Consider the following 25,041-nt stretch of genomic DNA (forward strand, 5'->3'; position numbering starts at 1 on the left):
TCGACGGCGGCCGGGGACCCGTCAGCAGGGGACCGCGCCGGGCAGGCTCGGGTCGAGCGCGCGCCTGACCAGGAAGATCGAACGCGGATCGTCGAGCAGTCCCACGTGCGAGACGTTCGCCGCCGGGCAACTGTCCTGGATCCACTCGTTGAGGACGGACGACCCGGGGCCCGGGACCAGGAACGACCCTTCGGGCGGCGTGACGACCGTGTCGCTTCGGGACGCGATGACCCGGTACTCGACACCCGGCACGGTTTCGTGGCCGGCGTTGAGGGCGGCGAGGAACTTCGATCCGATCATCTGCTGGTACGAGGCGAGCCCGAAACCCAGACCGGCGAGCCATTCGTTGGTCGGCTCGTCGGTGAGTCGAAGCGACGTGAAGGCGTCGACGAAGGTCTGCAGACCGCCGAACGTCGTTCCGTGCGTCGTGGGGCCGAGCATCACCAGCCTGCGGATCTTGTTGCGTGACGGATCGCTCGGATCCGCGCCGCCCTCGAACCGCAGGTACTGCCGCGTCATCGTCCCGCCCTGGGAATGGCCGACGACGTCCACCTGTGCGGCGCCGGTCCGGGCCCGCACCGCATCGACGAAGCCCGCCAGCTCACGGGCCGAGGCACGGATGTCACCGCGACCCCACGCGCCCGTCGCCAGGCCGTAGTCCAGGGCGAAGACGCAGTATCCCTCGCGTTGCAGTGCGGGGGACAGTGCGCCCCAGCTGCCCATGTCCATGCCGGTGCCGTGGACGAGGATCACCGGGCGTGGGTGCCTTGCGCCGGGGCGGCAGTTCCAGTCGTTGGCGCCGGGGGGAGGGGCGGACGTCAACGCCCCCGGCAGGTCGGCCCGGCCCGGTCCGGGATCTGCTGTCGCGGCGGGCGGTGGGAAACCGAGTGCGCCGAAGAGGACCACGGCCGCGGCGGCGAGGAATTTCGCTGCCGGGCGCCGCCGAAAAGCCATGCGGATGCTCCTGGAGAACAGAAAAAGGGGAGGGATGAAGCACAGCGGACGGAAACCCAACCCTCTGAACTCACTGAAACAAATATCAGACGAAGCGCACATTCGCCCTCCGGGGAGGGTGAACGTGAGATGTATTGCGGACGGCCCGTACCGAGCCGGAGGCGAACGCGCTCAGCCGGTTGCGGCCGCGCGCCGGTAGCCCTTGATCGCCGGATACACGAACACGGCCATCATGCCGAACGACCACGCCAGGGTCTGCAGCACGGGTTCGAGGATCGGACCACCCATCGCCAGCCCGCGCATCGCATCGATCGCGCACGACATCGGCTGCGCCGCCACCACCGGCTGCAACCAGGTCGGATACGCCATGACCGGCACGAAACCCGAGTTGAAGAACATCAACAGGGTGCAGCCGATCGACACGAGTTCGACCAGCGGCGCGTCGCCCGACACCGTGGCCAGCGCGGTCACCATCATCGCGAAGCCCATGCCGAAGATCACCGGCAGGATCACCAGGAACACACTCGGCAGGAATCCCTGCGTCAGCCGGAATCCGAGGAAGACACCCACCACGAGGATGACGATCGTGGTGATGGTCACGCGCACGGCTTCCGCCATCATGCGGCCCACCAGGCCGGCGGCCCGATGGATCGGCAGCGTCCAGAAGCGCGACAGCAGGCCGTTCTTGCGTTCGGCCCGCAATCCGACGGCGCTGACGATGGAACCGAACATGGCACCGATCAGGATGATCATCGGAACCTGACCGTAGACGGCGGGTTGTCCCGTCGCTGCCGTCACGGTGTTGCCGATGACGATCCGGAACATCACGAGAGTGAGGGCCGGATAGAGCAGCGCCTGGATCATCGTGGAAGGATCCCGCGACCAGCGCTTGAGGAGACGTCGGCACTGGACGGTGCTGTGCACCCACAACGCCTTGGGGGACGACTCCGGCCACGCCTCGGTGGGCGGCGGGAAATCGATGGAGGAAGCAGACGCCCGCGCCGCTCGGCTCGACGTCATCGTGCGTTCCGGGGATTCACTCATTTGCGCCTCATACTCGCCCACACGGCCAGTGGCGCGAAGACCACGACCAGACCCACACACCACGCGATGGCCGGAAAGAGCGACGACGCGGTGACCCCGCCCTCGGCCATGTCCCGCATCGCGAACGAGAACTGCGAGATCGGCTGGTTGCGCACGAACGGCCGGATCCATTCGGGGAACCCGGTCTCCGGGACGAAGCCGCACGACAGCATGCCGAGGATCAGCTGCGGCAGCGCGAGCGCCTGGGACGTCGCCTCGGGGGACTTCGCCAGGGTGCCGATCGCGTCCGCACCCAGCGACAGCGCCACACTGATGGACAGCGCCAACGCGCAGAACAGCGCTGCCTGCGCCGCGCCCGCGCTGAACCGGAAACCGATGGCGTAGCCGTACGCCAACGCCGCCACGAGGGTGATCACAGACCGGACGAGGGCGCGGGTCATGCGCGAGAGCAGTGGCACGGGTCCCGCGACGGGCATCGTCTTGAGTCTCGTCGTCAGGCCGAGCAGCGACTCCACCGAGGCGACCTGCGACGCTGAGATGGCCGTGAAGGCCATCGCCTGCAACACGATGATCGGCATGAGGAACTGCGCGTAGTCGACGCCCTGGAGCTTCATCACGAACCGCAGCGGCAGATAGAAGCCGACGGTGAAGATCAGCGGCGCGATCACCGCGACCGCGAGCTCGCCGGTCTTCACCATCGTCTTGAGGCTGCGGCCGGTGAGCGCGAGCCACTGCTGGAACCCGTTGGGGTCCGGACGCCGGTGCGAGCCGACGCGCTTGGCCGGAACCGCCACCGAAGCCCGCTCGGAGGCCGCGGAAACCGCCAGCCTCTTCGCCGCGCTGTTGGCCCCAGAGGTCATCGCTCGGCCCCCGGAGCGGAATGACCGGTCAGGGAGAGGAAGACGTCGTCGAGGGACGGCCGGCGCAGCGCGATGTCGGCGAGCTCGATGCCCGCCGCGTCCAGGCGGCGCAGCGCCTCGGACAGCGTGGCGGCGCCGTCGGGGGCCGGCACGGACACGCGATCGGCGCCTTCGGCGATCTCGGTGCGGATCTCGTGCGGAACCAGATTGCCGAGCGCGTGGATCGCCCACGGCAACTTCTGCGGATCCAGGGGGACGACCTCGCAGTAGCTGCCGCCCGTGCGCTCCTTGAGCTGATCGGCGGTGCCCTCCGCGATGACGGTGCCGCGGTCGATGACGATGATGTTGTCGCTGAGCAGGTCCGCCTCCTCCAGGTACTGCGTGGTCAGCAGCACCGTGATGCCCTGTTCCTTGAGGGTGTCGACGAGCGCCCACACACCCTGGCGGCTGCGCGGATCGAGTCCGGTCGTCGGCTCGTCCAGGAACACGACCTCCGGGCGCACGACAAGTCCGCACGCGATGTCGATGCGCCGGCGCATGCCGCCGGAATAGCCGCGGACCGGGCGCTTGCCCGTGTCGAGCAGATCGAACTCGGTGAGCAGATCCTGCGCCCGCTGCTTCGCGGAGGCGCGATCCAGGCCCATCAGACGCCCGAACAGTTCGATGTTCTCCCGGCCCGACAGCGTCTCGTCGAGCGCTGCGTACTGGCCCGTCATCATGATCGAACGGCGGACGTCGGCGGCGTGCGTGACGACGTCGTGTCCCGCGACCAGCGCACGGCCCCGGTCCGGTCGCAGCAGCGTCGACAGAACCTTCACGGTGGTCGTCTTGCCGGCGCCGTTGGGGCCGAGGATGCCCAGAACCGTCCCGCGCTTGGCTTCGAAGCTGACGCCCTGCAGAGCCTTCACCTCGCCGAAGGACTTGTGGACGTCGTCGACGAGCACGGCTGCGTCCTGGAATATTGGCATCGACACTCCGCTAGTTCACCTGGGTTGGATGGCTCTCCGCCATTCGGGGGCCAAGGGGCCGTCCTCCGTCGACGTGTATTCCCGCCGCTGCCGGGGAATGTTACCCGCGTGGCGGCCGCCACAAGCCGTCCACGGACCGGCGCACCGTTCGTCCGCCGCGTCCGAGTTCCCGGCCGGCGACCTGCCTGACCAGGCGATCAGTCCCAGATTCCGATCGTTTCCAGGTGTCGAACCAGACGCTTCGCGCCGTCGTCGAAATGGGCGCGGGTCTCGTCCGCGACGCCGGCGTGGTCCCGAGCGGCGAGGGCCGCGACGAGCCGCGCGTGGCTGGCCACGGCCTCGTCTCCCCACTCGCGATCGGCCGAATAGAAGTGGACCGGGGTGTAGCGGGTGGCGCCGAGCAGGAACCACGACAACTTCCGGGCCCCTGCCAAACGATTGATGATCCGGTGGAAGGCGAACTCGAGCTCCTCGATCCGGAGAGCGTCCCCGAGTTCGACGGCCTGCCGCAGCCGATCGTTGATCGCGGTCAGCTCGGCGAGCGCCTCGTCGTCGACGTGGTCGACGGCCCGTCCGGCCAACTCCTCGGCGATCCGGCCCTGCAGCCAGAAGACGTCGTTGACGTCGTCGCGGCTCAGCGGGGCGACGACGTAGCCGCGGTGGGGGACCAGCTCCACGAGTCCCTCGCCCCGCAAGGTCAGCAGAGCCTCGCGGACGGGGGTGACGCTCACGCCGAGTTCGGCCGCGGTCTCGTCGAGGCGGATGAACTCGCCCGGGCGCACGCCGCCCGACATGATCACGTTGCGCACGTGCACCGCGACGTCGTCGGACAACTGGGGACGGCGTCGGAGATTTCCCGTCGACCGGGCTACGGGCGGGGCCATGACTTCTCCTCGGCAGGACGCGTGCCCGCTTCGTCCGCGGGTCCCGGCCGGGGCCGGCAGGGGCCGCTGGTGTGATGCGTGCAACAAAATCGGATCGGATCAAATATATCGGGTCCGGGTTCGCTCGCCCTCACGGCGCAGCGCTCGGTCAGGCGGGCGTCACCCAGACGGTGATGTCGGCGTGCACGACCTCCGTGCCGGCGCGGTCGCGGATCGACACCGGGATGGTCAGTTCCGTTCCCTCGGTGACGGTGTCGAAGTCGGGGATCCGGTCGAGGGTCGCGGTCGCGCGCAGCCGGGACTGTGCCTTCGCGAGGTAGCGGACGTTCATCGCCTTGGGGATCCACCGATGACCGACCGGCACGGTCGCCTCCGCGAGCATCCCCATGGCCGCCTCGGCGAGATTGCAGGCCGCGATCGCGTGGAAGGTGCCGATGTGGTTGTGCACACCCCACCATTTCGGCGCGGTCACCTCGCAGTGTCCGGGCTCGAGCCGGTCGACGGTCGGAAGCACCGTCGCGAAGTACGGCACTCGCACGCACATGCCGAGGGAGAACAGCGCGCGCCCGAATCCGTTGGCGGGCAACTTCTGCCAGCTTCGGTACGTAGCGGTGGGGGTCGATGTCATGGCGGAGATCTTACTCACGAGTAAGATGGCTGGGTCGGATTCGCCCGCTGACCTCGGAAGTCCGAGCGACTGCGATTTGATCTCGAGGGTCGGCTACGGCATACTGATCGGGTTGCCTTGACTGGGACGCGCTCCGTTGCGACCCGAGTCGGGCTGGATGAAAGTCGAGTATCGGGACGAAGTGCCTGGTCACGACGATGCAAGACGGAAGCAGTACCCAAAGTTTGCGCCCCTCGCGGGTGCATCCGGTGCGGTTCTCGCGGCTCCTGGGAAGGGATTTCCGGGGCCGGGGAATGAGCGACAGGGCGACACGCCCGACCGCGTGGACCGGAGAACCATGACACATGAACAGCGGCAGCGGATCGAGTGATGTCTCGATCGCGAGTGTGTGTTGTTCGTGTCGTGTTTCAGCCGAGGGCTGTGCAGACGAGGTAGTCCCCGGCTCGTTCGGGTTCTACGAAACGCGGCAAGAAAAGGACACAAGCGTGGCGGGACAGAAGATCCGCATCAGGCTCAAGGCCTATGACCACGAGGCGATCGACGCGTCAGCGCGCAAGATCGTCGAGACGGTGACCCGTACCGGGGCACGCGTGGTCGGCCCGGTGCCGTTGCCTACCGAGAAGAACGTGTACTGCGTCATCCGCTCGCCGCACAAGTACAAGGACTCGCGCGAGCACTTCGAGATGCGTACTCACAAGCGGCTGATCGACATCCTCGACCCGACGCCGAAGACGGTCGACGCGCTCATGCGCATCGACCTTCCGGCCAGCGTCGACGTGAACATCCAGTGAGCTTGGGAAGACGCAGCGGAGATATCAAATGACTAATCAGATCAAGGGAATCCTGGGCACCAAGCTCGGCATGACCCAGGTCTTCGACGAGAACAACCGGGTCGTTCCGGTCACCGTCGTCAAGGCCGGGCCGAACGTCGTCACCCAGATCCGTACCGAAGAGCGTGACGGCTACAGCGCCGTGCAGCTGGCGTTCGGCGCCATCGACCCGCGCAAGGTGAACAAGCCCACCTCGGGCCAGTTCGCCAAGGCCGGCGTCACCCCGCGTCGCCACGTCGTCGAGCTCCGCGTCGCCGACACCTCGGAGTACGAGGTCGGCCAGGAGCTGACGGCCGAGGTGTTCGAGGACGGCGCATACGTCGACGTCACCGGCACCAGCAAGGGCAAGGGCTTCGCCGGCACCATGAAGCGTCACGGCTTCGCCGGCCAGGGCGCCTCGCACGGCGCACAGGCTGTCCACCGTCGCCCGGGTTCCATCGGTGGCTGTGCCACCCCCGGTCGCGTGTTCAAGGGCATGCGCATGTCGGGCCGTATGGGCTCCGACCGCATCACGACGCAGAACCTCTCGGTCCACAAGGTGGATGCCGAGAACGGTCTGCTGCTGATCAAGGGTGCGATCCCGGGCCGCAAGGGTGGCCTCGTGATCGTCAAGACCGCAGTGAAGGGTGGTGCTTCGGCATGACCGAGACCGCAACCAAGCTGACCCTCGACGTCAAGGCCGCCGGTGGCAAGACCAACGGCACCGTCGATCTCCCCTCCGAGATCTTCGACGCGACCGCGAACATCGCTCTGATGCACCAGGTCGTCGTCGCGCAGCTCGCTGCGGCACGTCAGGGCACGCACTCCACCAAGACCCGCGGCGAGGTCCGCGGTGGTGGCAAGAAGCCGTACCGCCAGAAGGGCACCGGCCGCGCACGTCAGGGCTCGACCCGTGCGCCGCAGTTCGCCGGCGGTGGCACCGTCCACGGCCCGCAGCCGCGCGACTACTCGCAGCGCACCCCCAAGAAGATGAAGGCTGCCGCTCTGCGTGGCGCCCTCTCCGACCGGGCCCGCAACGAGCGCATCCACGTCATCACCGAACTGGTCGCCGGGCAGGTCCCGTCCACCAAGACGGCGAAGTCGTTCCTGGGCGAGCTGTCCGACCGCAAGAAGTTCCTGCTGGTCGTCGGCCGCGAGGACATCGCCGCGTGGAAGAGCGTCCAGAACCTGGACGGCGTGCACCCCATCGCACCCGACCAGCTCAACACCTACGACGTGCTCAACAGCGATGACGTCGTGTTCAGCCTCGAGGCTCTGAACACCTTCATCGCGGGCCCGGCCAAGAACGAGGAGGAGAGCAAGTGACCACCATCGCCGACCCCCGCGACATCTTGCTGGCCCCGGTCATCTCCGAGAAGTCCTACGGACTGATCGAGGAAGGCACCTACACCTTCCTGGTGCACCCGGACTCGAACAAGACGCAGATCAAGATTGCCGTCGAGAAGGTCTTCGGCGTCACCGTGACCAGCGTCAACACCGCCAACCGTCAGGGCAAGCGCAAGCGGACCCGCTTCGGTTACGGCAAGCGCAAGGACACCAAGCGCGCGCTCGTGACCCTCTCGGCCGACAGCAAGCCCATCGAGATCTTCGGAGGCCCGGTCGCGTAAGCGTCTGGGACTTGACGAGATATAGAGGACGAGAAGACTCATGGCAATCCGTAAGTACAAGCCGACTACCCCGGGCCGCCGCGGCTCGAGCGTCTCGGACTTCGCCGAGATCACTCGGTCGACGCCCGAGAAGTCGCTCATTCGCCCGCTGCACGGTCGCGGTGGTCGTAACGCCCACGGTCGCATCACCACCCGTCACAAGGGTGGCGGTCACAAGCGCGCCTACCGGTTGATCGACTTCCGTCGCAACGACAAGGACGGCGTGCCGGCCAAGGTCGCTCACATCGAGTACGACCCCAACCGCACCGCTCGCATCGCGCTGCTGCACTACGCAGACGGCGAGAAGCGCTACATCATCGCCCCCAAGGGCCTGGTGCAGGGCGCTCCGATCGAGTCCGGCGCAGGCGCCGACATCAAGCCGGGCAACAACCTGCCGCTGCGCAACATCCCCACCGGTACCACGATCCACGCTGTGGAGCTGCGTCCGGGCGGCGGTGCCAAGATGGCCCGCTCCGCCGGCGCCAGCATCCAGCTGCTGGGCAAGGAAGGCACCTACGCCACGCTGCGTATGCCGTCCGGTGAGATCCGTCGCGTCGACGTGCGCTGCCGCGCCACCGTCGGCGAGGTCGGCAACGCCGAGCAGTCGAACATCAACTGGGGCAAGGCCGGCCGCATGCGCTGGAAGGGCGTCCGCCCGACCGTCCGTGGTGTCGTCATGAACCCGGTCGACCACCCGCACGGTGGTGGTGAGGGTAAGACCTCCGGTGGTCGCCACCCGGTCAGCCCCTGGGGCAAGCCCGAGGGCCGCACCCGCAAGAACAAGGCGAGCGACAAGCTCATCGTCCGTCGTCGCCGTACCGGCAAGAAGCGCTAGTCAAGGAGGGAGTGAAGGATGCCACGCAGCCTGAAGAAGGGCCCGTTCGTCGATGACCACCTCCTTGCGAAGGTGGACGTGCAGAACGAGAAGGGCACCAAGCAGGTCATCAAGACCTGGAGCCGTCGTTCCACGATCATTCCGGACTTCATCGGTCACACGTTTGCCGTCCACGACGGACGCAAGCACGTTCCGGTGTTCGTTTCGGATTCGATGGTTGGCCACAAGCTCGGAGAGTTTGCACCGACCAGGACGTTCAAGGGCCACATCAAGGACGACCGGAAGAGCAAGCGTCGATGAGTACTGAAACCCAGAACCCCACCGCGAAGGCGGTCGCGCGCCACGTGCGCGTGACCCCCATGAAGGCGCGCCGTGTCGTGGACATCGTCCGCGGCAAGTCGGTCGACGAGGCTCTCGCGATCCTCAAGTTCGCACCGCAGGCCGCGGCTGAGCCGGTCGCGAAGGTGATCGCCAGCGCCGCTGCCAACGCGCAGAACAACCTGAATCTGGATCCCGCCACCCTCGTCGTCTCGACGGCGTTCGTGGACGAGGGTGCAACCCTCAAGCGGTTCCAGCCGCGCGCCCAGGGCCGGGCCTTCCGGATCCGCAAGCGTTCGAGCCACATCACCGTCATTGTGGAAAGTGTGGCGAACCGGGGTGCCGCCTCGGGTCGTAACCGCCGGAAGGGAAGTGGTCAGTAGTGGGCCAGAAGATCAACCCGCACGGCTTCCGTCTCGGCATCACGACCGACTGGAAGTCGCGCTGGTACGCAGACAAGCAGTACGCGGAGTACGTCAAGGAAGACGTCGCGATCCGTAAGCTCCTCGCCACCGGCATGGAGCGCGCGGGCATCGCGAAGGTCGAGATCGAGCGCACCCGTGACCGTGTGCGTGTGGACATCCACACCGCGCGTCCGGGCATCGTCATCGGTCGCCGTGGCGCCGAGGCCGATCGCATCCGCGCCGAGCTCGAGAAGCTGACCGGCAAGCAGGTCCAGCTGAACATCCTCGAGGTCAAGAACGCCGAGGCCGAGGCTCAGCTCGTGGCACAGGGTGTCGCCGAGCAGCTCTCGAACCGTGTCGCGTTCCGTCGTGCGATGCGCAAGGCCATCCAGTCGGCCATGCGTCAGCCGAACGTCAAGGGCATCCGCGTGCAGTGCTCGGGCCGCCTCGGCGGCGCCGAGATGAGCCGCTCGGAGTTCTACCGTGAGGGTCGCGTTCCGCTGCACACGCTGCGTGCGGACATCGACTACGGCCTCTACGAGGCCAAGACCACCTTCGGTCGCATCGGCGTGAAGGTCTGGATCTACAAGGGCGACATCGTCGGTGGCAAGCGTGAGCTATCCGCCGCTGCCCCGGCCGAGCGCCCGCGTCGCGAGCGCCCGAGCCGTCCGCGTCGCTCCGGTGCCGCCGGCACCACGGCGACCAGCACCGAGGCCGGTCGCGCTGCGACCGCAACCGCCGATGCTCCCGCTTCTACCGAGCAGAAGGAGGGCTGACGCATGTTGATCCCGCGCCGGGTCAAGCACCGCAAGCAGCACCACCCGAGCCGTTCGGGTGCCGCCAAGGGCGGTACCCAGGTGGCCTTCGGTGAGTACGGCATCCAGGCTCTCGAGCCCGCCTACATCACCAACCGGCAGATCGAGTCCGCTCGTATCGCCATGACTCGCCACATCAAGCGTGGCGGCAAGATCTGGATCAACATCTTCCCGGATCGCCCGCTCACCAAGAAGCCTGCCGAGACCCGCATGGGTTCCGGTAAGGGTTCGCCGGAGTGGTGGGTCGCGAACATCAAGCCCGGACGGGTCATGTTCGAGATGAGCTACCCGAACGAGGAGATCGCCCGCGAGGCCCTGCGCCGCGCGATGCACAAGCTCCCGTGCAAGTGCCGGATCGTGACGAGGGAGGAGCAGTTCTGATGGCAACCACCAGCCCTGCTGCAGAGCTCCGCGAGCTGACCGACGAAGAACTGGTCACCAAGCTCCGCGAGGCGAAGGAAGAACTGTTCAACCTTCGCTTCCAGATGGCAACCGGCCAGCTGGACAACAACCGCCGGCTGCGCACGGTCCGTCACGAGATTGCGCGCATCTACACCGTCCTGCGTGAGCGCGAGCTCGGCCTGGCCGCTGGTCCGGACGCAGGTGACGCCGCATGAGCGAGGATAAGGCAGTGAGCACCAACAGCACCGAAGATCGCGGCAGCCGCAAGGTCCGCACCGGTTACGTGGTCTCCGACAAGATGGAGAAGACCATCGTGGTCGAGCTGGAGGACCGGGTGAAGCACCCGCTCTACGGCAAGATCATCCGTCGGACCACCAAGGTCAAGGCGCACGACGAGAACGGCACCGCCGGCATCGGCGATCGCGTGCAGCTGATGGAGACCCGTCCGTTGTCGGCCACCAAGCGCTGGCGTCTGGTCGAGGTCCTCGAGAAGGCCAAGTAAGAGCCGAAGAGTGTATCCAGTACGATGGTGGGGTTGCCCTGTGAAAGCAGTGGTGGCCCCACCATCGGCGGGTACGGACCGCGCGCGTCGGGTCGGAAATCTGCCGCGCACGACCCGGTGATTCGCGTGTGAACCACCAGGTCGAAACAAGCCAGGTCAAGGAGAAGTAAGTGATTCAGCAGGAGTCGCGACTGCGCGTCGCCGACAACACGGGTGCCAAGGAGATTCTCTGCATCCGCGTTCTCGGTGGCTCGTCTCGTCGCTACGCCGGGATCGGCGACATCATCGTCGCCACCGTCAAGGACGCAACCCCGGGTGGAAACGTGAAGAAGGGTGACGTCGTCAAGGCCGTCGTCGTCCGCACCGCCAAGGAGCGTCGTCGTCCGGACGGTTCCTACATCAAGTTCGACGAGAACGCTGCCGTCATCATCAAGGCGGACAACGATCCTCGCGGCACTCGCATCTTCGGCCCCGTCGGCCGTGAGCTGCGCGAGAAGAAGTTCATGAAGATCGTCTCGCTCGCCCCGGAGGTGCTGTGATGAAGGTGCACAAGGGTGACACCGTGCTGGTCATCGCCGGCAAGGACAAGGGCGCGAAGGGCAAGGTCATCCAGGCCTACCCCGCGACCAACAAGGTCCTCGTCGAGGGCGTCAACCGCATCAAGAAGCACACCGCGGTTTCTGCGAACGAGCGTGGCGCCTCCTCGGGCGGCATCGTGACGCAGGAAGCTCCGATCAACGTCTCGAACGTCATGGTCGTCGACTCGGACGGGAACCCGACTCGCGTCGGCTACCGCACCGACGAGGAGACCGGCAAGCGCGTTCGCATTTCCCGGAAGAACGGGAAGGACATCTGACATGACCTCCACCGAGAACAAGACCCAGCCGCGCCTGAAGGCCCGCTACCGTGCGGAGATCAAGGACGCGCTGAACGCTGAGTTCGATTACGCGAACGTCATGCAGATCCCCGGCCTGGTCAAGGTTGTCGTCAACATGGGTGTCGGCGACGCCGCCCGTGACGCCAAGCTGATCAACGGCGCGGTTGCCGACCTGACCCTGATCACCGGTCAGAAGCCGGAGATCCGGAAGGCCCGCAAGTCCATCGCGCAGTTCAAGCTGCGTGAGGGCATGCCGATCGGCGCGCGCGTGACGCTGCGCGGCGACCGCATGTGGGAGTTCCTGGACCGTCTCGTGTCCATCGCGCTGCCCCGTATCCGCGACTTCCGCGGCCTGTCGGGCAACCAGTTCGACGGCAACGGCAACTACACGTTCGGCCTCAACGAGCAGTCGATGTTCCACGAGATCGACGTGGACAAGATCGATCGTCCGCGCGGTATGGACATCACCGTCGTGACCACCGCCACCAACAACGAAGAAGGCCGTGCGCTGCTCAAGCACCTCGGCTTCCCGTTCAAGGAGAACTGAGCCCATGGCTAAGAAGGCACTGGTCAACAAGGCCAACAAGAAGCCGAAGTTCGCGGTGCGCGCGTACACCCGCTGCCAGAAGTGCGGACGTCCGCACTCCGTGTTCCGCAAGTTCGGCCTGTGCCGAATCTGCGTTCGCGAGATGGCGCACGCCGGCGAGCTGCCGGGCGTTCACAAGAGCTCCTGGTAAGCGAACCAACGAAGACTTCCGTCCCGCACCCGCGGGAACGGTGAAGTAAAGAACCACTTCGTTGTAGGCCCACGATCGGGCCGGGCCCGTTCCTCCGAGTGATCGGGGGAGCGGGCCCGGACTCCGGTGTTGCATGGGAACCCCAACGAGAAAGGTGCACAGGTCAACTCATGACCATGACTGATCCGATCGCAGACTTCTTGACGCGTCTGCGTAATGCCAACTCGGCGTACCACGACGAGGTGAAGCTGCCGCACTCGAAGATCAAGGCGAACATCGCCGAGATCCTCAAGCGCGAGGGCTACATCGCCGACTACCGCACCGAGGATGCCGAGGTCGGCAAGACGCTGATCGTCGACCTCAAGTACGGCCCGAGCCGCGAGCGCAGCCTCGCCGGCCTGCGCCGAGTCTCGAAGCCCGGTCTGCGCGTGTACGCGAAGTCCACCAACCTGCCCAAGGTCCTGGGCGGCCTCGGCGTGGCCATCATCTCCACGTCGTCCGGTCTGCTCACCGATCGTCAGGCGGCCAATCAGGGTGTGGGCGGGGAAGTCCTCGCCTACGTCTGGTAAGAGAGGCCACCACTATGTCGCGTATTGGAAAGATTCCGGTCGCCGTCCCCGCGGGCGTCGACGTGACCATCGACGGCCAGGACGTCGCGATCAAGGGACCCAAGGGTTCGCTGTCGCTGACCGTGTCCGAGCCGATCTCGGTCGCCAAGGGTGAGGACGGTGCCCTGCTGGTCACCCGTCCCGACGACGAGCGTCGCAGCCGTGCGCTGCACGGTCTGTCGCGCACCCTGGTGCAGAACATGATCACCGGTGTCACCGCTGGTTACACCACCAAGATGGAGATCCACGGTGTCGGTTACCGTGTGGCGCTGAAGGGTCAGGACCTCGAGTTCGCCCTCGGCTACAGCCACCCGGTCCCGATCGAGGCTCCGGAGGGCATCACCTTCGCTGTCGAGTCGCCGACCAAGTTCTCGATCTCCGGCATCGACAAGCAGAAGGTCGGCCAGATCGCGGCCAACATCCGCCGCCTGCGCAAGTCCGACCCGTACAAGGGCAAGGGCATCCGCTACGAGGGTGAGCAGGTCCGTCGCAAGGTCGGAAAGACGGGTAAGTGATATGAGCCAGACTGCAAATCAGAAAGCCAAGCGGATCCCGCTGGGCAAGGACGTGTCCACCACGCGTCGTCTGTCGAAGGCGCGTCGTCACTTCCGTCTCCGCAAGAAGGTCTCCGGCACCCCCGAGCGTCCCCGTCTCGTGGTGAATCGTTCGTCGCGGCACATCCACGTGCAGCTGGTGGACGACCTGGCCGGCAAGACCCTGGCCGCTGCGTCGACCATCGAGGCCGACGTGCGTGCGCTGGAGGGCGACAAGAAGGCTCGCGGTGCCAAGGTCGGTCAGCTGATCGCCGAGCGTGCCAAGGCTGCCGGCGTGGAGGCCGTGGTCTTCGACCGCGGTGGCCACACCTACAGCGGCCGCATCGCGGCCCTGGCGGACGCCGCACGCGAAGGCGGGTTGAAGTTCTGATGACCAACATTACTAACGGAAGGAATGCCTGATGCCGGGACGTCAAAGGCGTGACGGCGGAAGCGGACCCGCCGGACAGAATGGCCCGAACCAGGGCGACAACCGCGGTGGCCGTGATCGTCGGGACAACCGTCGTGACAACGCCGCCGAGAAGTCGAACCACATCGAGCGCGTCGTCTCCATCAACCGCGTCTCGAAGGTCGTCAAGGGTGGTCGTCGCTTCAGCTTCACCGCTCTCGTGATCGTCGGCGACGGCAACGGACTCGTCGGTGTCGGCTACGGCAAGGCCAAGGAAGTTCCCGCGGCCATCCAGAAGGGCGTCGAGGAAGCTCGCAAGAACTTCTTCCGCGTGCCGCTGATCGGTAGCACCATCACTCACCCCGTCCAGGGTGAGGCGGCTGCCGGCGTCGTCATGCTGCGTCCGGCCAGCCCCGGTACCGGTGTCATCGCCGGTGGCGCGGTGCGTGCCGTGCTGGAGTGCGCGGGTGTCTCCGACATCCTCGCCAAGTCGCTGGGTAGCGACAACGCCATCAATGTTGTGCACGCGACGGTTGCCGCCCTCAAGGGTCTGCAGCGTCCGGAAGAGGTTGCAGCCCGTCGTGGCCTGCCCCTCGAGGACGTTGCCCCTGCCGGCATGCTCCGCGCTCGTGCACAGGCTGGGAGCGTGAAGTAATGGCACAGCTCAAGGTCACCCAGGTCAAGAGCACCATCGGCACCAAGCAGAACCAGCGGGACAGCATGCGCACCCTCGGACTGAAGGGCATCCGTCAGTCCGTCGTCCGCGAGGACAACGCGCAGAACCGTGGTTTGATCAACGTGGTGCGCCACCTCGTCACGGTTGAGGAGGTCTAACCATGACCATCAAGTTGCACCACCTGCGTCCTGCTGCCGGAGCCAAGACCGACAAGACTCGCGTCGGTCGCGGTGAGGGCTCGAAGGGCAAGACCGCCGGTCGCGGTACCAAGGGCACCAAGGCTCGCAAGAACGTCTCGGCTGCCTTCGAGGGTGGACAGATGCCGCTTCACATGCGTCTGCCCAAGCTCAAGGGCTTCAAGAATGCGTTCCGCACCGAGTACCAGGTCGTCAACGTCGGCGACATCGCCCGTCTGTTCCCCGAGGGTGGACAGATCGGCGTTGCCGAGCTCGTCGCCGCGGGCGCGGTTCGCAAGAATCAGCTCGTGAAGGTGCTCGCCGAGGGCGAGATCGCGGTTGCCGTCCAGGTCACCGCGAACAAGTTCTCGGGCGCTGCCAAGGAGAAGATCGCCGCTGCCGGTGGTACCACCACCGAGCTGTGATCTCGCTCGTCTGATCGCAAGAATGGCCGCAACACCGTCCCTCGGGGTGGTGCTGCGGCCATTCTTCGTTCAGCGGCCTTCTCGGCGAGGCATACTGGTGGCCGGACAGCCCGGGACTGGGCTGTAATTTCATGTGTCACTGTTAGAGTTCTAGAGTTCTGCAATCCCACCGGACGGACCAATAGGTTCGCTTCCCTGTCAGTCGTGCGCCCAGGAGGATCTTTGCTTTCCGCCTTTGTCTCGGCCCTCAGGACGGTAGACCTGAGGCGGAAGATCCTCTTCACACTCGGTCTGGTCGCCCTGTATCGCCTCGGCGCGACGCTGCCGTCCCCGGGCGTCGACTACGGAAACGTCCGTGCCTGTATCGACCAAGTCTCCGGCGGTGAGTCGGCCGGCATCTACTCGCTGATCAACCTGTTCTCCGGCGGCGCGCTCCTGCAGCTGTCGGTGTTCGCGATCGGCATCATGCCGTACATCACGGCGAGCATCATCGTCCAGCTCCTCACTGTCGTCATCCCCAAGTTCGAGGAACTCCGCAAGGAGGGCCAGTCGGGCCAGGCGAAGATGACGCAGTACACGCGCTACCTCTCGATCGCGCTCGCGATCCTGCAGTCGACCGGCATCGTTGCGCTCGCTGCGCGCGGCCAGTTGCTGCAGGGCTGTAGCCAACCGATCATCGCGGACGAGAGCGTCTTCGGGTTGATCATCATCGTGTTGGTGATGACGGCCGGCGCTGCGCTCGTCATGTGGTTCGGTGAGCTCATCACCGAACGCGGTGTCGGCAACGGCATGTCGCTGCTGATCTTCGCCGGTATCGCCTCGCGCATCCCGTCCGAGGGCAAGGCCATCCTCGACAGCCGTGGCGGCCTCACCTTCGCACTCGTGTGTGTCGCGGCGCTGGCGATCATCGCGGGCGTCGTGTTCGTCGAGCAGGGTCAGCGCCGGATCCCGGTGCAGTACGCCAAGCGCATGGTCGGTCGCCGCATGTACGGCGGATCGTCCACGTACCTGCCGCTCAAGGTCAACCAGGCCGGCGTCATCCCGGTGATCTTCGCGTCGTCGCTGCTGTACCTGCCGAATCTCATCGCGCAGCTCACCGGCGCCAACACGAGCACTGATCCGAGCTGGTGGCAGCGGTTCATCAACGAGTACCTGGTGAACCCGGCCAACCCGGTCTACATCCTGATCTACTTCGGCATGATCGTCTTCTTCACCTACTTCTACGTCGCGATCACCTTCAATCCGGAGGAACGCGCGGACGAGATGAAGAAGTTCGGCGGCTTCATCCCGGGCATCCGTCCGGGTCGCCCGACCGCCGACTACTTGAACTACGTACTGAGCCGTATCACTCTGCCGGGTGCCATCTATCTCGGCACCATCGCGGTCCTGCCGAATCTGTTCCTCGACATTGGCAATTCGGGTGGTGTGCAGAACCTGCCGTTCGGTGGCACCGCGGTGCTGATTATGGTCAGTGTGGGCCTCGATACCGTGAAGCAGATCGAGAGCCAGCTCATGCAGCGAAACTATGAAGGGTTCCTCAAGTGAGACTTGTCCTCCTTGGTCCTCCCGGTGCCGGTAAGGGCACCCAGGCCGCGATTCTGTCCGAGAAGTTGGGTGTTCCGCACATCTCCACCGGAGATCTCTTCCGCGCGAACATCGGGCAGGAGACGCCGCTGGGGCTCGAGGCCAAGAAGTACCTCGATGCGGGCGATCTCGTCCCGAGCGAGATCACGAACAACATGGTGAAGGCACGCGTCGCCGAACCGGATGCCGCCAACGGCTTCCTGCTGGACGGTTTCCCGCGCACGGTCGATCAGGCGAAGGCGCTCGAGGGCATCCTCGAGGGGCTCGGCGCCAAGCTCGACGGTGTGCTGGCGTTCGACGTCGACGACGAGGTCGTCGTCGAACGGATGCTCGCCCGCGGTCGCGCCGACGACACCGAAGACGTGATCCGTAACCGCATGCGCGTCTACCGCGAGGAGACGGCACCGCTGCTCGATTACTACGCCGGCCAGATCGTCACCGTCGACGCCGTCGGCGCTGTCGAAGAGGTCAACGCCCGCGCCCTGGCCGCGCTGGGGAAGTAATGGCTTTCGGCCGCAAGCGCAAGGTTGTTCCGTTCCGCACGGCGGGTGAGCTCGACGCCATGGCGGCGGCGGGCGCGATCGTCGGCGCCGCCCTCGTGGCGGTGCGGGACGCGGCCAAGCCCGGTGTCAGCACCCTCGAGTTGGACCGGGTCGCGGAATCGGTGATCCGGGACGCCGGCGCTGTGCCGTCGTTCCTCGGTTACCACGGTTTCAGCGGCTCGATCTGCTCGTCGGTCAACGATCGCGTCGTGCACGGCATCCCGTCGGCGGACGACATCCTGGTCGAGGGTGACCTCGTGTCGATCGACTGCGGAGCGATCCTCGACGGTTGGCACGGCGACTCGGCATGGACGTTCGGTGTCGGCGAACTCAGTGAGGCGGATGCGCAGCTGAGTGAGGCGACGCGGCTGTCGATGGAGGCGGGGATCGCGGCGATGGTCGAGGGCAACCGTCTCACCGATGTCTCCCACGCCATCGAGCTCGGCACGCATGCCGCGGAGAAGCTGCACGGCAGGTCCTACGGGATCGTCGACGGCTACGGGGGGCACGCGATCGGCCGCGAGATGCACATGGATCCGTTCCTGCCGAACGAGGGAGCGCCCGGTAAGGGTCCGCACCTCGTCATCGGGTCGGTTCTCGCGATCGAGCCGATGCTCACGCTCGGCACGTACGAGACCGAGGTGCTCGGCGACGACTGGACCGTGGTGACCACGGACGGCAGCCGCGCCGCGCACTGGGAGCACACGGTCGCGGTGACCGAGGACGGTCCGCGGATCCTCACGCTTCGGCCCGGGGACAACTGAGCAGAGCTCACCCACAGAACACCGAGCAAGAGCACCGAGCGGGCAGCGAGCAGTCGCTGCCCGCTCGGCGTTTTCGTGTCCGGGTCATCCCTCCAACAGGACTGTCACCGGTCCGTCGTTGACGAGGCTCACCTGCATGTGTTCGCCGAACCGGCCGACCTCGACGGTGGCGCCGAGCTCGCGCAGTGCGTCGCCGAATGCGGCGACGAGTGGTTCGGCGACGGCGCGGGGCGCGGCCGCGGACCACGAGGGCCGCCGGCTCTTGCGGGTGTCTGCAAGGAGGGTGAACTGGCTGACCACGAGAATCGGCGCGTCGACGTCGGACGCGGACTTCTCGCCGTCGAGGATGCGCAGCCGCCACACCCGTCGGGCGAGGTTCGCGGCGGCGACAGGATCGTCGTCGTGGCCGACGCCGAGGAGGACGAGCAGACCCTGCCCGTCGTCGGCTGGTGAGATCCGGGCGACTTCGTCGCCGTCCACCGCGACGGCTGCCGACGTGACTCGCTGGACGAGGGCGCGCATGTGAGGGGGTCACTCCTTCGGGTCGAGGCCGAGGCGACTCGGGGTCGCATTTGGCCTGGTCGGCAAATGCCGGTAGGATGGAAAAACGGTGCGCCCTGCGTATCGGTTGTTTGCGTGTCCGACCTCGCGTCGGAGTGGCGTTCTCGGCCGGCAATTGGAGCCACCGCTGTAGCGGATACCGGTGACGGTAACCGATGCACCCATACGCCACTCAACGGATCGCGGAGGACATGGCTAAGAAGGACGGGGCCATCGAGGTCGAGGGACGAGTTGTCGAGCCGCTGCCCAATGCGATGTTCCGCATTGAGCTGGAGAACGGCCACAAGGTCCTCGCGCACATCAGCGGCAAGATGCGTCAGCACTACATTCGCATCCTTCCCGAGGACCGCGTGGTCGTGGAGCTTTCGCCCTACGACCTGTCGCGTGGACGCATCGTTTACCGCTACAAGTAAAAGCTTCCCCGGCCACACCCGGCCGGGGAGAACTATGTCTGCCCTCGGGTGGACAGACAACAGGAGATCAGACGCACGTGAAGGTTCAGCCTAGCGTCAAGAAGATCTGCGAGAAGTGCAAGGTGATCCGCCGCAACGGGCGCGTCATGGTGATCTGCGAGAACCTGCGTCACAAGCAGCGTCAGGGCTAGTCCCAGCAGCACAGCTTCTTCGAGATCTGCTTGGCAACAAGCAAAAGAAGACCTCTCAGCACCAACCGGTACCCGGGCTCAGCACGTTCACGGGCAGGTACCGGTCCACCCCCGGCACGGAGGCCGGGGCCCCACTGCGATCGGAACGCAGAGTCTTATGCGCAGGGGACGGACTGGGAGCAGACCTCCGCACACCGATAGGAATGCCACATGGCACGTCTCGCAGGTGTTGATCTTCCCCGCGAAAAGCGCATGGAGATCGCACTGACCTACATCTACGGCATCGGCCGTACCACCTCCAAGGAGATCCTGGCTGCCACGGGTGTCAACCCGGACCTGCGCAGCAAGGACCTCACGGACGAGGATCTCGCCAAGCTCCGCGAGTACATCGAGGAGTCGGTGAAGGTCGAGGGTGACCTGCGCCGCGAGGTGCAGGCGGACATCCGCCGCAAGATCGAGATCGGCTGCTACCAGGGCCTGCGCCACCGCCGTGGTCTGCCCGTGCGTGGACAGCGCACCAAGACCAACGCTCGCACCCGTAAGGGTCCGAAGCGCACCGTCGCAGGAAAGAAGAAGTAATGCCTCCCAAGTCACGTAGCACCGGTCCGAAGAAGACCCAGAAGGCGCGTCGCAGGGACAAGAAGAACGTCCCGCACGGTGCCGCTCACATCAAGAGCACCTTCAACAACACGATCGTGTCGATCACCGACCCGGCCGGCAACGTCATCTCCTGGGCGTCGTCGGGCCACGTGGGCTTCAAGGGCTCGCGCAAGTCGACGCCGTTCGCTGCTCAGCTCGCCGCCGAGAACGCTGCCCGCAAGGCGCAGGAGCACGGCGTCAAGAAGGTCGACGTCTTCGTGAAGGGCCCGGGCTCGGGCCGCGAGACCGCGATCCGCTCGCTGCAGGCTGCCGGCCTCGAGGTCGGCACCATCTCCGATGTCACCCCCCAGCCGCACAACGGCTGCCGTCCGCCCAAGCGGCGTCGGGTTTAAGTAGCGGGAAGGATAGGTAAAAGAACATGGCACGTTATACCGGACCCATCACCCGCAAGTCGCGTCGTCTGCGCGTCGACCTCGTCGGAGGCGACCAGGCATTCGAGCGGCGTCCTTACCCGCCGGGCCAGCACGGCCGCGCGCGCATCAAGGAGAGCGAGTACCTGCTCCAGCTGCAGGAGAAGCAGAAGGCACGCTTCACCTACGGCGTCATGGAGAAGCAGTTCCGCCGCTACTACCAGGAGGCGGTCAACCGCCCCGGCAAGACCGGTGAGAACCTGCTCCAGATCCTGGAGTCGCGTCTCGACAACGTCGTGTACCGCGCCGGCCTCGCCCGTACCCGCCGCCAGGCGCGTCAGCTGGTCACGCACGGTCACCTTCTCGTGAACAACAAGAAGGTCGACATCCCCAGCTACCGCGTCTCGCAGTACGACATCATCGATGTCCGCGAGAAGTCGCTGGCGACCCTGCCGTTCCAGGTTGCTCGTGAGACCCAGGGCGATCGCCCGATCCCGGGTTGGCTGCAGGTCGTCGGTGGACGCCTCCGCATCCTGGTGCACCAGCTCCCCGAGCGTGCGCAGATCGAGGTTCCGCTGCAGGAACAGCTGATCGTCGAGTACTACTCGAAGTAAGGCGTGTTACCCGGGAGCGGTCGGTAACGGCCGCTCCCGGGTCCCAAGCCTTTCCCATCGTGGGCGTCATATAGCGGACGCCCGTACAGGAGGAAATCCAATGCTCATTTCTCAGCGACCCACGCTGACCGAAGAGGTCATCGCTGAAAACCGCTCGAAGTTCGTCATCGAGCCCCTCGAGCCAGGCTTCGGGTACACCCTCGGCAATTCGCTGCGCCGCACCCTGCTGTCGTCGATTCCCGGCGCTGCTGTCACCAGCATCCGCATCGACGGCGTCCTGCACGAGTTCACCACCGTTCCCGGTGTGAAGGAGGATGTCACCGACATCATCCTGAACCTCAAGGGCCTGGTCGTGAGCTCCGAAGAGGACGAGCCGGTCACCATGTACGTCCGCAAGCAGGGCCCCGGGGTCGTGACTGCGGGTGACATCGTTCCGCCGGCGGGCGTCACGGTCAACAACCCGGATCTGCACATCGCCACCCTGAACGACAAGGGCAAGCTGGAGATCGAGCTCGTCGTCGAGCGCGGTCGCGGCTATGTCCCCGCCGTCCAGAACAAGGCGTCCGGCGCCGAGATCGGCCGTATCCCGGTCGACTCGATCTACTCGCCGGTGCTCAAGGTCACCTACAAGGTGGAGGCGACTCGCGTCGAGCAGCGCACCGACTTCGATCGGTTGATTCTCGACGTGGAGACCAAGAACTCCATCACCGCTCGGGACGCGCTCGCTTCGGCGGGCAAGACCCTGGTTGAGCTCTTCGGCCTGGCCCGTGAGCTGAACGTCGAAGCAGAAGGTATCGAGATCGGACCCTCGCCTGCCGAGGCCGATCACATCGCTTCCTTCGGACTCCCCATCGAGGATCTGGACCTGACGGTTCGTTCCTACAACTGCCTCAAGCGCGAGGGTGTTCACACCGTCGGCGAGTTGGTTGGTCGTACCGAGTCCGACCTGCTGGACATCCGCAATTTCGGACAGAAGTCCATCGACGAGGTGAAGGTCAAGCTGCATTCGCTCGGCCTCGCCCTCAAGGACAGCCCTGCATCCTTCGATCCCACCACCGTTGCCGGCTACGACGCCGCCACCGGGACGTGGAGTGACACGGATGCCGGTTCCTTCAGCGACGCTGACGGCACCGACCAGGACTACGCCGAGACCGAACAGCTGTAACCCGTATCACCCGGCACATGGGCAAATGTGCTGGGCGAGCCTCAGAGGAGCTCCAATGCCCAAGCCCAAGAAGGGTGCCCGCTTCGGCGGGTCGGCGTCGCACCAGAAGGCGATCTTCGCCAACCTGGCGACTGCTCTCTTCGAGCACGGCCGAATCACCACCACGGAGGCCAAGGCCAAGGCCCTGCGTCCGTACGCCGAGAAGCTCGTGACCAAGGCCAAGGGTGGAACCCTCGCCGACCGTCGCGAGGTTCTCAAGGTCATCCGCAACAAGGACGTCGTGCACGGCCTGTTCGCGGAGATCGGCCCGTTCTACGCCGACCGCGATGGTGGCTACACCCGCATCATCAAGACCGTCCCCCGCAAGGGTGACAACGCTCCGATGGCGATCATCGAGCTCGTCAAGGAGAAGACCGTCACCTCCGAGGCGGATCGCGCTCGCCGCGTTGCCGCTTCGCAGGCTGCCGAGGAGAACGTGGTGGAGGCCGTCGAGGCCGACGCCACCGAGGCCGAGGTCGAGAACGCCGACGCCGTGGTCGAGGGTGTCGAGAACGAGACCGCGACTGCAGCAGACGCCGACGAGGCCAAGAAGGACTAGTCCTCTTGGTTTCGGCACATGCTGAATCGAACGAACCCGCCGCTCCCTCCGGGGACGGCGGGTTCGTTCGATTGCGGCTCGACATCTCTTACGACGGCACGGACTTCTCGGGCTGGGCGCGTCAGCCCGGCCGCCGCACGGTGTGCGGCGAGATCGAGGAGAAGCTGAGTGCGATCGTCCGCACCCCGGTGCTGCTGACGGTGGCCGGACGCACCGACGCGGGTGTCCACGCGAGTGGTCAGGTGGCGCACGTCGACGTGCCGGCCGACATGATTCCCGAGGAGCCGTCGCGGCTCGTTCGCCGGCTGGCCCGGTTCCTGCCCAGAGACGTTCGGGTCAAAGCCGTTTCATTCGCCCCGGAGCATTTCGACGCACGGTTCTCGGCGATCCGGCGGCACTACGAGTACAGGTTGACCACGGCGCCGTACGGCGCCGAGCCGTTGCGCGCCCGGGACACCGTCGCGTGGCCCAAGGACGTCGACGTCGACGCGATGCGGGAGGCGTCGTCGCGGTTGCTGGGTCTGCACGATTTCGCGGCGTTCTGCAAGCGTCGCGAGGGTGCGACGACGGTTCGCGAACTGCAGCGCTTCGACTGGGAGCAGTCGGGTCACGAACTCACTGCCTTCGTGAGCGCGGACGCCTTCTGTTGGTCGATGGTGCGGAGTCTGGTCGGTGCCGCGCTCGCGGTCGGCGAGGGCCGCCGCACAGTCGAGTGGATGGCGGGGCTGCTCGCCGAGCGCGAGCGGGCGAGTGCCGTCGCGGTCGCTCCGGCACACGGGCTTTCGCTGATCCGCGTCGACTACCCGGCCGACGAGGACCTCGCCGCCCGCAACGAAGCCACCCGGGAGATGCGTACTGCGATCGATCCGGGCGGCTCCGGCTGTTGCGGCGACTGACGTCCGTCAGCCCGCGAGTTGGCGGGCGATGACGAGTCGCTGAATCTGATTGGTGCCCTCGAAGATCTGGGTGATCTTGGCTTCGCGCATGTACCTCTCGACGGGGAAGTCCTGCGTGTAGCCGTATCCGCCGAACACCTGGACAGCGTCCGTGGTGACCTTCATGGCTGCGTCCGTCGCGACAAGCTTCGCGACGGACGCGTTGCGGGAGTAGGGGAGTCCGGCGTCGCGCCGGCGGGCGGCATCGATGTACGTGGCGCGGGCCGAGTCGACCGCGGCGGCCATGTCGGCCAGGACGAAACCGAGCCCCTGATGGTCGATGATGCGCTTGCCGAATGCCTTGCGCTCCTTGGCGTATGCGACGGCATCGTCGAGCGCGCCCTGCGCCAGGCCGACGGCGACGGCGGCGATACCCAGACGCCCGGAATCGAGGGCGCTGAATGCGATGGGCAGGCCCTGCCCGGTCTTGCCGATGAGCCGCTCGGCCGGGACGAACGCGTCGTCGTAGTGCGCGGCCGTCGTCGGTACGGCGCGCAGTCCCATCTTTTCCTCGGGTTTGCCGAAGCCGAGTCCCTCGGTGTCCTTCGGGACCAGGAAGCACGAGATGCCGCGAGCCCCGTCGTCGCTGGTGCGGGCGAACAGGGTGTAGAAGTCGGCACGGCCACCGTTGGTGATCCACGCCTTGCTGCCGTTGATGCGGAAGCCGCCGTCCACCTCGGTGGCCCGGCACGAGAGCGCCGCGGCGTCGGAGCCGGCCTGCGGTTCGGACAGGCTGTAGGCGCCGATGGTCTCGCCGCCGAGCATGTCGGGCAGCCACTTCGACTTCTGCTCGTCGGTGCCGTGGGTCGCGAGCGCGAAGCACGACAGGCTGTGCACGCTGGTGGCGACGGCCACGGCGGCCCAGCGTGCCGCGATCTCCTCGAGAACCTGGAGGTAGACCTCGTAGGGCTGCGCGCCGCCGCCGAACTCCTCGGGGTAGGGGAGGCTCAGCAGTCCGGCACGCCCGAGTGCGGGGAAGACGCCGTCGGGGAACGTCTCGGTCTTCTCGTGCTCGTCCACGATCGGCGCCAGCACCTTGTCCGCGACGTCACGGGTGAGGTCGATCAGGTCGTGGGCTTCCTGGGTGGGCAGCAGGCGTTCGACGGGCACGGTGGTCTCCTCGCGGATTGACT

General features: G+C 66.2%; 40 protein-coding genes. 32 read left to right on the top strand and 8 right to left on the bottom strand.

Annotated elements, in window-relative coordinates:
- Positions 1–21: 21 nt before the first annotated feature.
- The 6 genes from PSS76_RS06610 to PSS76_RS06635 all read right to left on the bottom strand — a co-directional run bounded on the left by PSS76_RS06610 (position 22) and on the right by PSS76_RS06635 (position 5,338).
- Entirely contained in the window at positions 22–954 is a 933-nt protein-coding gene (locus tag PSS76_RS06610) for an esterase/lipase family protein (protein ID WP_013416893.1), read from the bottom strand.
- Between the two features lie 171 nt (positions 955–1,125).
- A complete protein-coding gene (locus PSS76_RS06615) occupies positions 1,126–1,998 on the bottom strand; it encodes an ABC transporter permease (RefSeq protein ID WP_005518353.1) in 873 nt (290 codons plus the stop codon).
- Complete coding sequence (locus PSS76_RS06620; protein WP_064076661.1) at positions 1,995–2,858, bottom strand: ABC transporter permease; 864 nt, start codon at positions 2,856–2,858, stop codon at positions 1,995–1,997. The genes PSS76_RS06615 and PSS76_RS06620 overlap by 4 nt, the downstream gene beginning before the upstream one ends.
- The gene (locus PSS76_RS06625) at positions 2,855–3,826 is read right to left on the bottom strand and encodes a daunorubicin resistance protein DrrA family ABC transporter ATP-binding protein (RefSeq protein WP_005518359.1); all 972 of its coding nucleotides are present in this window, start codon (positions 3,824–3,826) and stop codon (positions 2,855–2,857) included. Before PSS76_RS06625 ends, PSS76_RS06620 begins: the two co-directional genes overlap by 4 nt.
- 197 nt (positions 3,827–4,023) lie before the next feature.
- Positions 4,024–4,710: a GntR family transcriptional regulator gene (locus PSS76_RS06630; protein WP_084843782.1), complete on the bottom strand. Its 687-nt coding sequence runs from the start codon at positions 4,708–4,710 to the stop codon at positions 4,024–4,026.
- 148 nt (positions 4,711–4,858) lie between these two features.
- Positions 4,859–5,338 (bottom strand): hotdog fold domain-containing protein, encoded by a 480-nt coding sequence (locus PSS76_RS06635; RefSeq protein WP_013416892.1) that lies wholly within the window; start codon positions 5,336–5,338, stop codon positions 4,859–4,861.
- Between the two features lie 485 nt (positions 5,339–5,823).
- Here PSS76_RS06635 and rpsJ point away from each other — a divergent pair, with 485 nt between their 5' ends.
- The 24 genes from rpsJ to map all read left to right on the top strand — a co-directional run bounded on the left by rpsJ (position 5,824) and on the right by map (position 18,421).
- On the top strand, positions 5,824–6,129 hold the full coding sequence (gene rpsJ / locus PSS76_RS06640) for a 30S ribosomal protein S10 (protein ID WP_003938093.1): 306 nt from the start codon (positions 5,824–5,826) through the stop codon (positions 6,127–6,129).
- A 28-nt stretch (positions 6,130–6,157) separates the two neighbouring features.
- On the top strand, positions 6,158–6,811 hold the full coding sequence (gene rplC, locus PSS76_RS06645) for a 50S ribosomal protein L3 (RefSeq protein ID WP_005518362.1): 654 nt from the start codon (positions 6,158–6,160) through the stop codon (positions 6,809–6,811).
- A complete protein-coding gene (gene rplD, locus PSS76_RS06650; protein WP_005518365.1) occupies positions 6,808–7,473 on the top strand; it encodes a 50S ribosomal protein L4 in 666 nt (221 codons plus the stop codon). The genes rplC and rplD overlap by 4 nt, the downstream gene beginning before the upstream one ends.
- A complete protein-coding gene (gene rplW, locus PSS76_RS06655) occupies positions 7,470–7,775 on the top strand; it encodes a 50S ribosomal protein L23 (RefSeq protein WP_005518367.1) in 306 nt (101 codons plus the stop codon). Before rplD ends, rplW begins: the two co-directional genes overlap by 4 nt.
- A 40-nt stretch (positions 7,776–7,815) precedes the next feature.
- Positions 7,816–8,649 (top strand): 50S ribosomal protein L2, encoded by an 834-nt coding sequence (gene rplB, locus PSS76_RS06660; protein ID WP_005518369.1) that lies wholly within the window; start codon positions 7,816–7,818, stop codon positions 8,647–8,649.
- Positions 8,650–8,667: 18 nt separating this feature from the next.
- Positions 8,668–8,949, top strand: a complete 282-nt coding sequence (gene rpsS / locus PSS76_RS06665) for a 30S ribosomal protein S19 (protein ID WP_005518370.1) — start codon at positions 8,668–8,670, stop codon at positions 8,947–8,949.
- The gene (gene rplV / locus PSS76_RS06670) at positions 8,946–9,350 is read left to right on the top strand and encodes a 50S ribosomal protein L22 (protein ID WP_005518372.1); all 405 of its coding nucleotides are present in this window, start codon (positions 8,946–8,948) and stop codon (positions 9,348–9,350) included. Before rpsS ends, rplV begins: the two co-directional genes overlap by 4 nt.
- Positions 9,350–10,147 (top strand): 30S ribosomal protein S3, encoded by a 798-nt coding sequence (gene rpsC, locus PSS76_RS06675; protein WP_005518374.1) that lies wholly within the window; start codon positions 9,350–9,352, stop codon positions 10,145–10,147. The genes rplV and rpsC overlap by 1 nt, the downstream gene beginning before the upstream one ends.
- Positions 10,148–10,150: 3 nt before the next feature.
- Entirely contained in the window at positions 10,151–10,567 is a 417-nt protein-coding gene (gene rplP, locus PSS76_RS06680) for a 50S ribosomal protein L16 (RefSeq protein ID WP_005518375.1), read from the top strand.
- Positions 10,567–10,803 (top strand): 50S ribosomal protein L29, encoded by a 237-nt coding sequence (gene rpmC, locus PSS76_RS06685; RefSeq protein WP_005518377.1) that lies wholly within the window; start codon positions 10,567–10,569, stop codon positions 10,801–10,803. Before rplP ends, rpmC begins: the two co-directional genes overlap by 1 nt.
- A complete protein-coding gene (rpsQ, locus tag PSS76_RS06690) occupies positions 10,800–11,090 on the top strand; it encodes a 30S ribosomal protein S17 (RefSeq protein WP_005518378.1) in 291 nt (96 codons plus the stop codon). The genes rpmC and rpsQ overlap by 4 nt, the downstream gene beginning before the upstream one ends.
- A gap of 170 nt (positions 11,091–11,260) precedes the next feature.
- Complete coding sequence (gene rplN / locus PSS76_RS06695) at positions 11,261–11,629, top strand: 50S ribosomal protein L14 (RefSeq protein ID WP_005518379.1); 369 nt, start codon at positions 11,261–11,263, stop codon at positions 11,627–11,629.
- The gene (gene rplX / locus PSS76_RS06700; protein WP_005518380.1) at positions 11,629–11,946 is read left to right on the top strand and encodes a 50S ribosomal protein L24; all 318 of its coding nucleotides are present in this window, start codon (positions 11,629–11,631) and stop codon (positions 11,944–11,946) included. The genes rplN and rplX overlap by 1 nt, the downstream gene beginning before the upstream one ends.
- Before the next feature lies 1 nt (position 11,947).
- Positions 11,948–12,514, top strand: coding sequence for a 50S ribosomal protein L5 (gene rplE, locus PSS76_RS06705; RefSeq protein WP_005518382.1), 567 nt, complete (start codon positions 11,948–11,950; stop codon positions 12,512–12,514).
- Positions 12,515–12,518: 4 nt separating this feature from the next.
- On the top strand, positions 12,519–12,704 hold the full coding sequence (locus tag PSS76_RS06710; protein ID WP_005518383.1) for a type Z 30S ribosomal protein S14: 186 nt from the start codon (positions 12,519–12,521) through the stop codon (positions 12,702–12,704).
- Between the two features lie 170 nt (positions 12,705–12,874).
- Positions 12,875–13,273: a 30S ribosomal protein S8 gene (rpsH, locus tag PSS76_RS06715; RefSeq protein ID WP_005518386.1), complete on the top strand. Its 399-nt coding sequence runs from the start codon at positions 12,875–12,877 to the stop codon at positions 13,271–13,273.
- 14 nt (positions 13,274–13,287) lie between these two features.
- Positions 13,288–13,827 (top strand): 50S ribosomal protein L6, encoded by a 540-nt coding sequence (gene rplF / locus PSS76_RS06720; RefSeq protein WP_005518391.1) that lies wholly within the window; start codon positions 13,288–13,290, stop codon positions 13,825–13,827.
- Between the two features lies 1 nt (position 13,828).
- On the top strand, positions 13,829–14,236 hold the full coding sequence (gene rplR / locus PSS76_RS06725) for a 50S ribosomal protein L18 (protein WP_005518392.1): 408 nt from the start codon (positions 13,829–13,831) through the stop codon (positions 14,234–14,236).
- A gap of 31 nt (positions 14,237–14,267) precedes the next feature.
- Positions 14,268–14,909, top strand: coding sequence for a 30S ribosomal protein S5 (rpsE, locus tag PSS76_RS06730; protein WP_005518393.1), 642 nt, complete (start codon positions 14,268–14,270; stop codon positions 14,907–14,909).
- A complete protein-coding gene (gene rpmD, locus PSS76_RS06735) occupies positions 14,909–15,088 on the top strand; it encodes a 50S ribosomal protein L30 (RefSeq protein WP_005518394.1) in 180 nt (59 codons plus the stop codon). The genes rpsE and rpmD overlap by 1 nt, the downstream gene beginning before the upstream one ends.
- Before the next feature lie 2 nt (positions 15,089–15,090).
- Complete coding sequence (rplO, locus tag PSS76_RS06740; RefSeq protein WP_005518395.1) at positions 15,091–15,531, top strand: 50S ribosomal protein L15; 441 nt, start codon at positions 15,091–15,093, stop codon at positions 15,529–15,531.
- A 222-nt stretch (positions 15,532–15,753) separates the two neighbouring features.
- Complete coding sequence (secY, locus tag PSS76_RS06745; RefSeq protein WP_005518396.1) at positions 15,754–17,076, top strand: preprotein translocase subunit SecY; 1,323 nt, start codon at positions 15,754–15,756, stop codon at positions 17,074–17,076.
- Positions 17,073–17,618, top strand: coding sequence for an adenylate kinase (locus tag PSS76_RS06750; protein ID WP_005518397.1), 546 nt, complete (start codon positions 17,073–17,075; stop codon positions 17,616–17,618). The genes secY and PSS76_RS06750 overlap by 4 nt, the downstream gene beginning before the upstream one ends.
- The gene (map, locus tag PSS76_RS06755) at positions 17,618–18,421 is read left to right on the top strand and encodes a type I methionyl aminopeptidase (protein WP_005518398.1); all 804 of its coding nucleotides are present in this window, start codon (positions 17,618–17,620) and stop codon (positions 18,419–18,421) included. Before PSS76_RS06750 ends, map begins: the two co-directional genes overlap by 1 nt.
- An 84-nt stretch (positions 18,422–18,505) precedes the next feature.
- Here the strand turns inward: map and dtd are convergent, their stop codons facing one another.
- Positions 18,506–18,943: a D-aminoacyl-tRNA deacylase gene (dtd, locus tag PSS76_RS06760; RefSeq protein ID WP_005518401.1), complete on the bottom strand. Its 438-nt coding sequence runs from the start codon at positions 18,941–18,943 to the stop codon at positions 18,506–18,508.
- Between the two features lie 230 nt (positions 18,944–19,173).
- Between dtd and infA the strand changes: the two genes are divergently transcribed.
- The 8 genes from infA to truA all read left to right on the top strand — a co-directional run bounded on the left by infA (position 19,174) and on the right by truA (position 23,869).
- Complete coding sequence (gene infA / locus PSS76_RS06765) at positions 19,174–19,395, top strand: translation initiation factor IF-1 (RefSeq protein WP_003418601.1); 222 nt, start codon at positions 19,174–19,176, stop codon at positions 19,393–19,395.
- A gap of 77 nt (positions 19,396–19,472) precedes the next feature.
- Entirely contained in the window at positions 19,473–19,586 is a 114-nt protein-coding gene (gene rpmJ / locus PSS76_RS06770) for a 50S ribosomal protein L36 (RefSeq protein ID WP_003938068.1), read from the top strand.
- A 210-nt stretch (positions 19,587–19,796) separates the two neighbouring features.
- On the top strand, positions 19,797–20,165 hold the full coding sequence (gene rpsM, locus PSS76_RS06775; RefSeq protein ID WP_005518403.1) for a 30S ribosomal protein S13: 369 nt from the start codon (positions 19,797–19,799) through the stop codon (positions 20,163–20,165).
- On the top strand, positions 20,165–20,578 hold the full coding sequence (gene rpsK / locus PSS76_RS06780) for a 30S ribosomal protein S11 (protein ID WP_005239680.1): 414 nt from the start codon (positions 20,165–20,167) through the stop codon (positions 20,576–20,578). Before rpsM ends, rpsK begins: the two co-directional genes overlap by 1 nt.
- Positions 20,579–20,604: 26 nt before the next feature.
- Positions 20,605–21,210, top strand: a complete 606-nt coding sequence (rpsD, locus tag PSS76_RS06785) for a 30S ribosomal protein S4 (protein ID WP_005518404.1) — start codon at positions 20,605–20,607, stop codon at positions 21,208–21,210.
- Between the two features lie 100 nt (positions 21,211–21,310).
- Positions 21,311–22,375, top strand: coding sequence for a DNA-directed RNA polymerase subunit alpha (locus PSS76_RS06790; RefSeq protein ID WP_005518405.1), 1,065 nt, complete (start codon positions 21,311–21,313; stop codon positions 22,373–22,375).
- 55 nt (positions 22,376–22,430) lie between these two features.
- Complete coding sequence (rplQ, locus tag PSS76_RS06795; protein ID WP_005518406.1) at positions 22,431–22,973, top strand: 50S ribosomal protein L17; 543 nt, start codon at positions 22,431–22,433, stop codon at positions 22,971–22,973.
- A gap of 5 nt (positions 22,974–22,978) precedes the next feature.
- Complete coding sequence (gene truA / locus PSS76_RS06800) at positions 22,979–23,869, top strand: tRNA pseudouridine(38-40) synthase TruA (RefSeq protein WP_081120717.1); 891 nt, start codon at positions 22,979–22,981, stop codon at positions 23,867–23,869.
- Between the two features lie 6 nt (positions 23,870–23,875).
- On the opposite strand, the gene PSS76_RS06805 is transcribed toward truA, so the two are convergent.
- Positions 23,876–25,018 carry an acyl-CoA dehydrogenase family protein gene (locus PSS76_RS06805; RefSeq protein WP_064057815.1) on the bottom strand — a complete coding sequence of 381 codons (1,143 nt, stop codon included), beginning with the start codon at positions 25,016–25,018 and terminating at the stop codon, positions 23,876–23,878.
- Between the last annotated feature and the right edge of the window lie 23 nt (positions 25,019–25,041).

It is taken from the genome of Prescottella sp. D32 (assembly GCF_037287305.1).
Lineage (GTDB): Bacteria > Actinomycetota > Actinomycetes > Mycobacteriales > Mycobacteriaceae > Prescottella > Prescottella equi.

What these genes read in the sequence shown, in the direction of transcription:
- rplQ (WP_005518406.1), top strand. Translation starts at nt 22,431, where the DNA reads ATGCCCAAGCCCAAGAAGGGTGCCCGCTTCGGCGGGTCGGCGTCGCAC.
- rplB (WP_005518369.1), top strand. Translation starts at nt 7,816, where the DNA reads ATGGCAATCCGTAAGTACAAGCCGACTACCCCGGGCCGCCGCGGCTCG.
- rplX (WP_005518380.1), top strand. Translation starts at nt 11,629, where the DNA reads ATGAAGGTGCACAAGGGTGACACCGTGCTGGTCATCGCCGGCAAGGAC.
- PSS76_RS06630 (WP_084843782.1), bottom strand. Translation starts at nt 4,710, where the DNA reads ATGGCCCCGCCCGTAGCCCGGTCGACGGGAAATCTCCGACGCCGTCCC.
- PSS76_RS06615 (WP_005518353.1), bottom strand. Translation starts at nt 1,998, where the DNA reads ATGAGTGAATCCCCGGAACGCACGATGACGTCGAGCCGAGCGGCGCGG.
- infA (WP_003418601.1), top strand. Translation starts at nt 19,174, where the DNA reads ATGGCTAAGAAGGACGGGGCCATCGAGGTCGAGGGACGAGTTGTCGAG.
- PSS76_RS06610 (WP_013416893.1), bottom strand. Translation starts at nt 954, where the DNA reads ATGGCTTTTCGGCGGCGCCCGGCAGCGAAATTCCTCGCCGCCGCGGCC.
- map (WP_005518398.1), top strand. Translation starts at nt 17,618, where the DNA reads ATGGCTTTCGGCCGCAAGCGCAAGGTTGTTCCGTTCCGCACGGCGGGT.
- rpsE (WP_005518393.1), top strand. Translation starts at nt 14,268, where the DNA reads ATGCCGGGACGTCAAAGGCGTGACGGCGGAAGCGGACCCGCCGGACAG.
- rpsH (WP_005518386.1), top strand. Translation starts at nt 12,875, where the DNA reads ATGACCATGACTGATCCGATCGCAGACTTCTTGACGCGTCTGCGTAAT.
- rpsD (WP_005518404.1), top strand. Translation starts at nt 20,605, where the DNA reads ATGGCACGTTATACCGGACCCATCACCCGCAAGTCGCGTCGTCTGCGC.
- PSS76_RS06625 (WP_005518359.1), bottom strand. Translation starts at nt 3,826, where the DNA reads ATGCCAATATTCCAGGACGCAGCCGTGCTCGTCGACGACGTCCACAAG.
- rpsS (WP_005518370.1), top strand. Translation starts at nt 8,668, where the DNA reads ATGCCACGCAGCCTGAAGAAGGGCCCGTTCGTCGATGACCACCTCCTT.
- rplV (WP_005518372.1), top strand. Translation starts at nt 8,946, where the DNA reads ATGAGTACTGAAACCCAGAACCCCACCGCGAAGGCGGTCGCGCGCCAC.
- rplD (WP_005518365.1), top strand. Translation starts at nt 6,808, where the DNA reads ATGACCGAGACCGCAACCAAGCTGACCCTCGACGTCAAGGCCGCCGGT.
- rplE (WP_005518382.1), top strand. Translation starts at nt 11,948, where the DNA reads ATGACCTCCACCGAGAACAAGACCCAGCCGCGCCTGAAGGCCCGCTAC.
- rplF (WP_005518391.1), top strand. Translation starts at nt 13,288, where the DNA reads ATGTCGCGTATTGGAAAGATTCCGGTCGCCGTCCCCGCGGGCGTCGAC.
- rplO (WP_005518395.1), top strand. Translation starts at nt 15,091, where the DNA reads ATGACCATCAAGTTGCACCACCTGCGTCCTGCTGCCGGAGCCAAGACC.
- rpmD (WP_005518394.1), top strand. Translation starts at nt 14,909, where the DNA reads ATGGCACAGCTCAAGGTCACCCAGGTCAAGAGCACCATCGGCACCAAG.
- PSS76_RS06790 (WP_005518405.1), top strand. Translation starts at nt 21,311, where the DNA reads ATGCTCATTTCTCAGCGACCCACGCTGACCGAAGAGGTCATCGCTGAA.
- PSS76_RS06635 (WP_013416892.1), bottom strand. Translation starts at nt 5,338, where the DNA reads ATGACATCGACCCCCACCGCTACGTACCGAAGCTGGCAGAAGTTGCCC.
- rpsM (WP_005518403.1), top strand. Translation starts at nt 19,797, where the DNA reads ATGGCACGTCTCGCAGGTGTTGATCTTCCCCGCGAAAAGCGCATGGAG.
- rplR (WP_005518392.1), top strand. Translation starts at nt 13,829, where the DNA reads ATGAGCCAGACTGCAAATCAGAAAGCCAAGCGGATCCCGCTGGGCAAG.
- rplC (WP_005518362.1), top strand. Translation starts at nt 6,158, where the DNA reads ATGACTAATCAGATCAAGGGAATCCTGGGCACCAAGCTCGGCATGACC.
- rpmC (WP_005518377.1), top strand. Translation starts at nt 10,567, where the DNA reads ATGGCAACCACCAGCCCTGCTGCAGAGCTCCGCGAGCTGACCGACGAA.
- PSS76_RS06620 (WP_064076661.1), bottom strand. Translation starts at nt 2,858, where the DNA reads ATGACCTCTGGGGCCAACAGCGCGGCGAAGAGGCTGGCGGTTTCCGCG.
- dtd (WP_005518401.1), bottom strand. Translation starts at nt 18,943, where the DNA reads ATGCGCGCCCTCGTCCAGCGAGTCACGTCGGCAGCCGTCGCGGTGGAC.
- rpsK (WP_005239680.1), top strand. Translation starts at nt 20,165, where the DNA reads ATGCCTCCCAAGTCACGTAGCACCGGTCCGAAGAAGACCCAGAAGGCG.
- PSS76_RS06710 (WP_005518383.1), top strand. Translation starts at nt 12,519, where the DNA reads ATGGCTAAGAAGGCACTGGTCAACAAGGCCAACAAGAAGCCGAAGTTC.
- rplP (WP_005518375.1), top strand. Translation starts at nt 10,151, where the DNA reads ATGTTGATCCCGCGCCGGGTCAAGCACCGCAAGCAGCACCACCCGAGC.
- rpsQ (WP_005518378.1), top strand. Translation starts at nt 10,800, where the DNA reads ATGAGCGAGGATAAGGCAGTGAGCACCAACAGCACCGAAGATCGCGGC.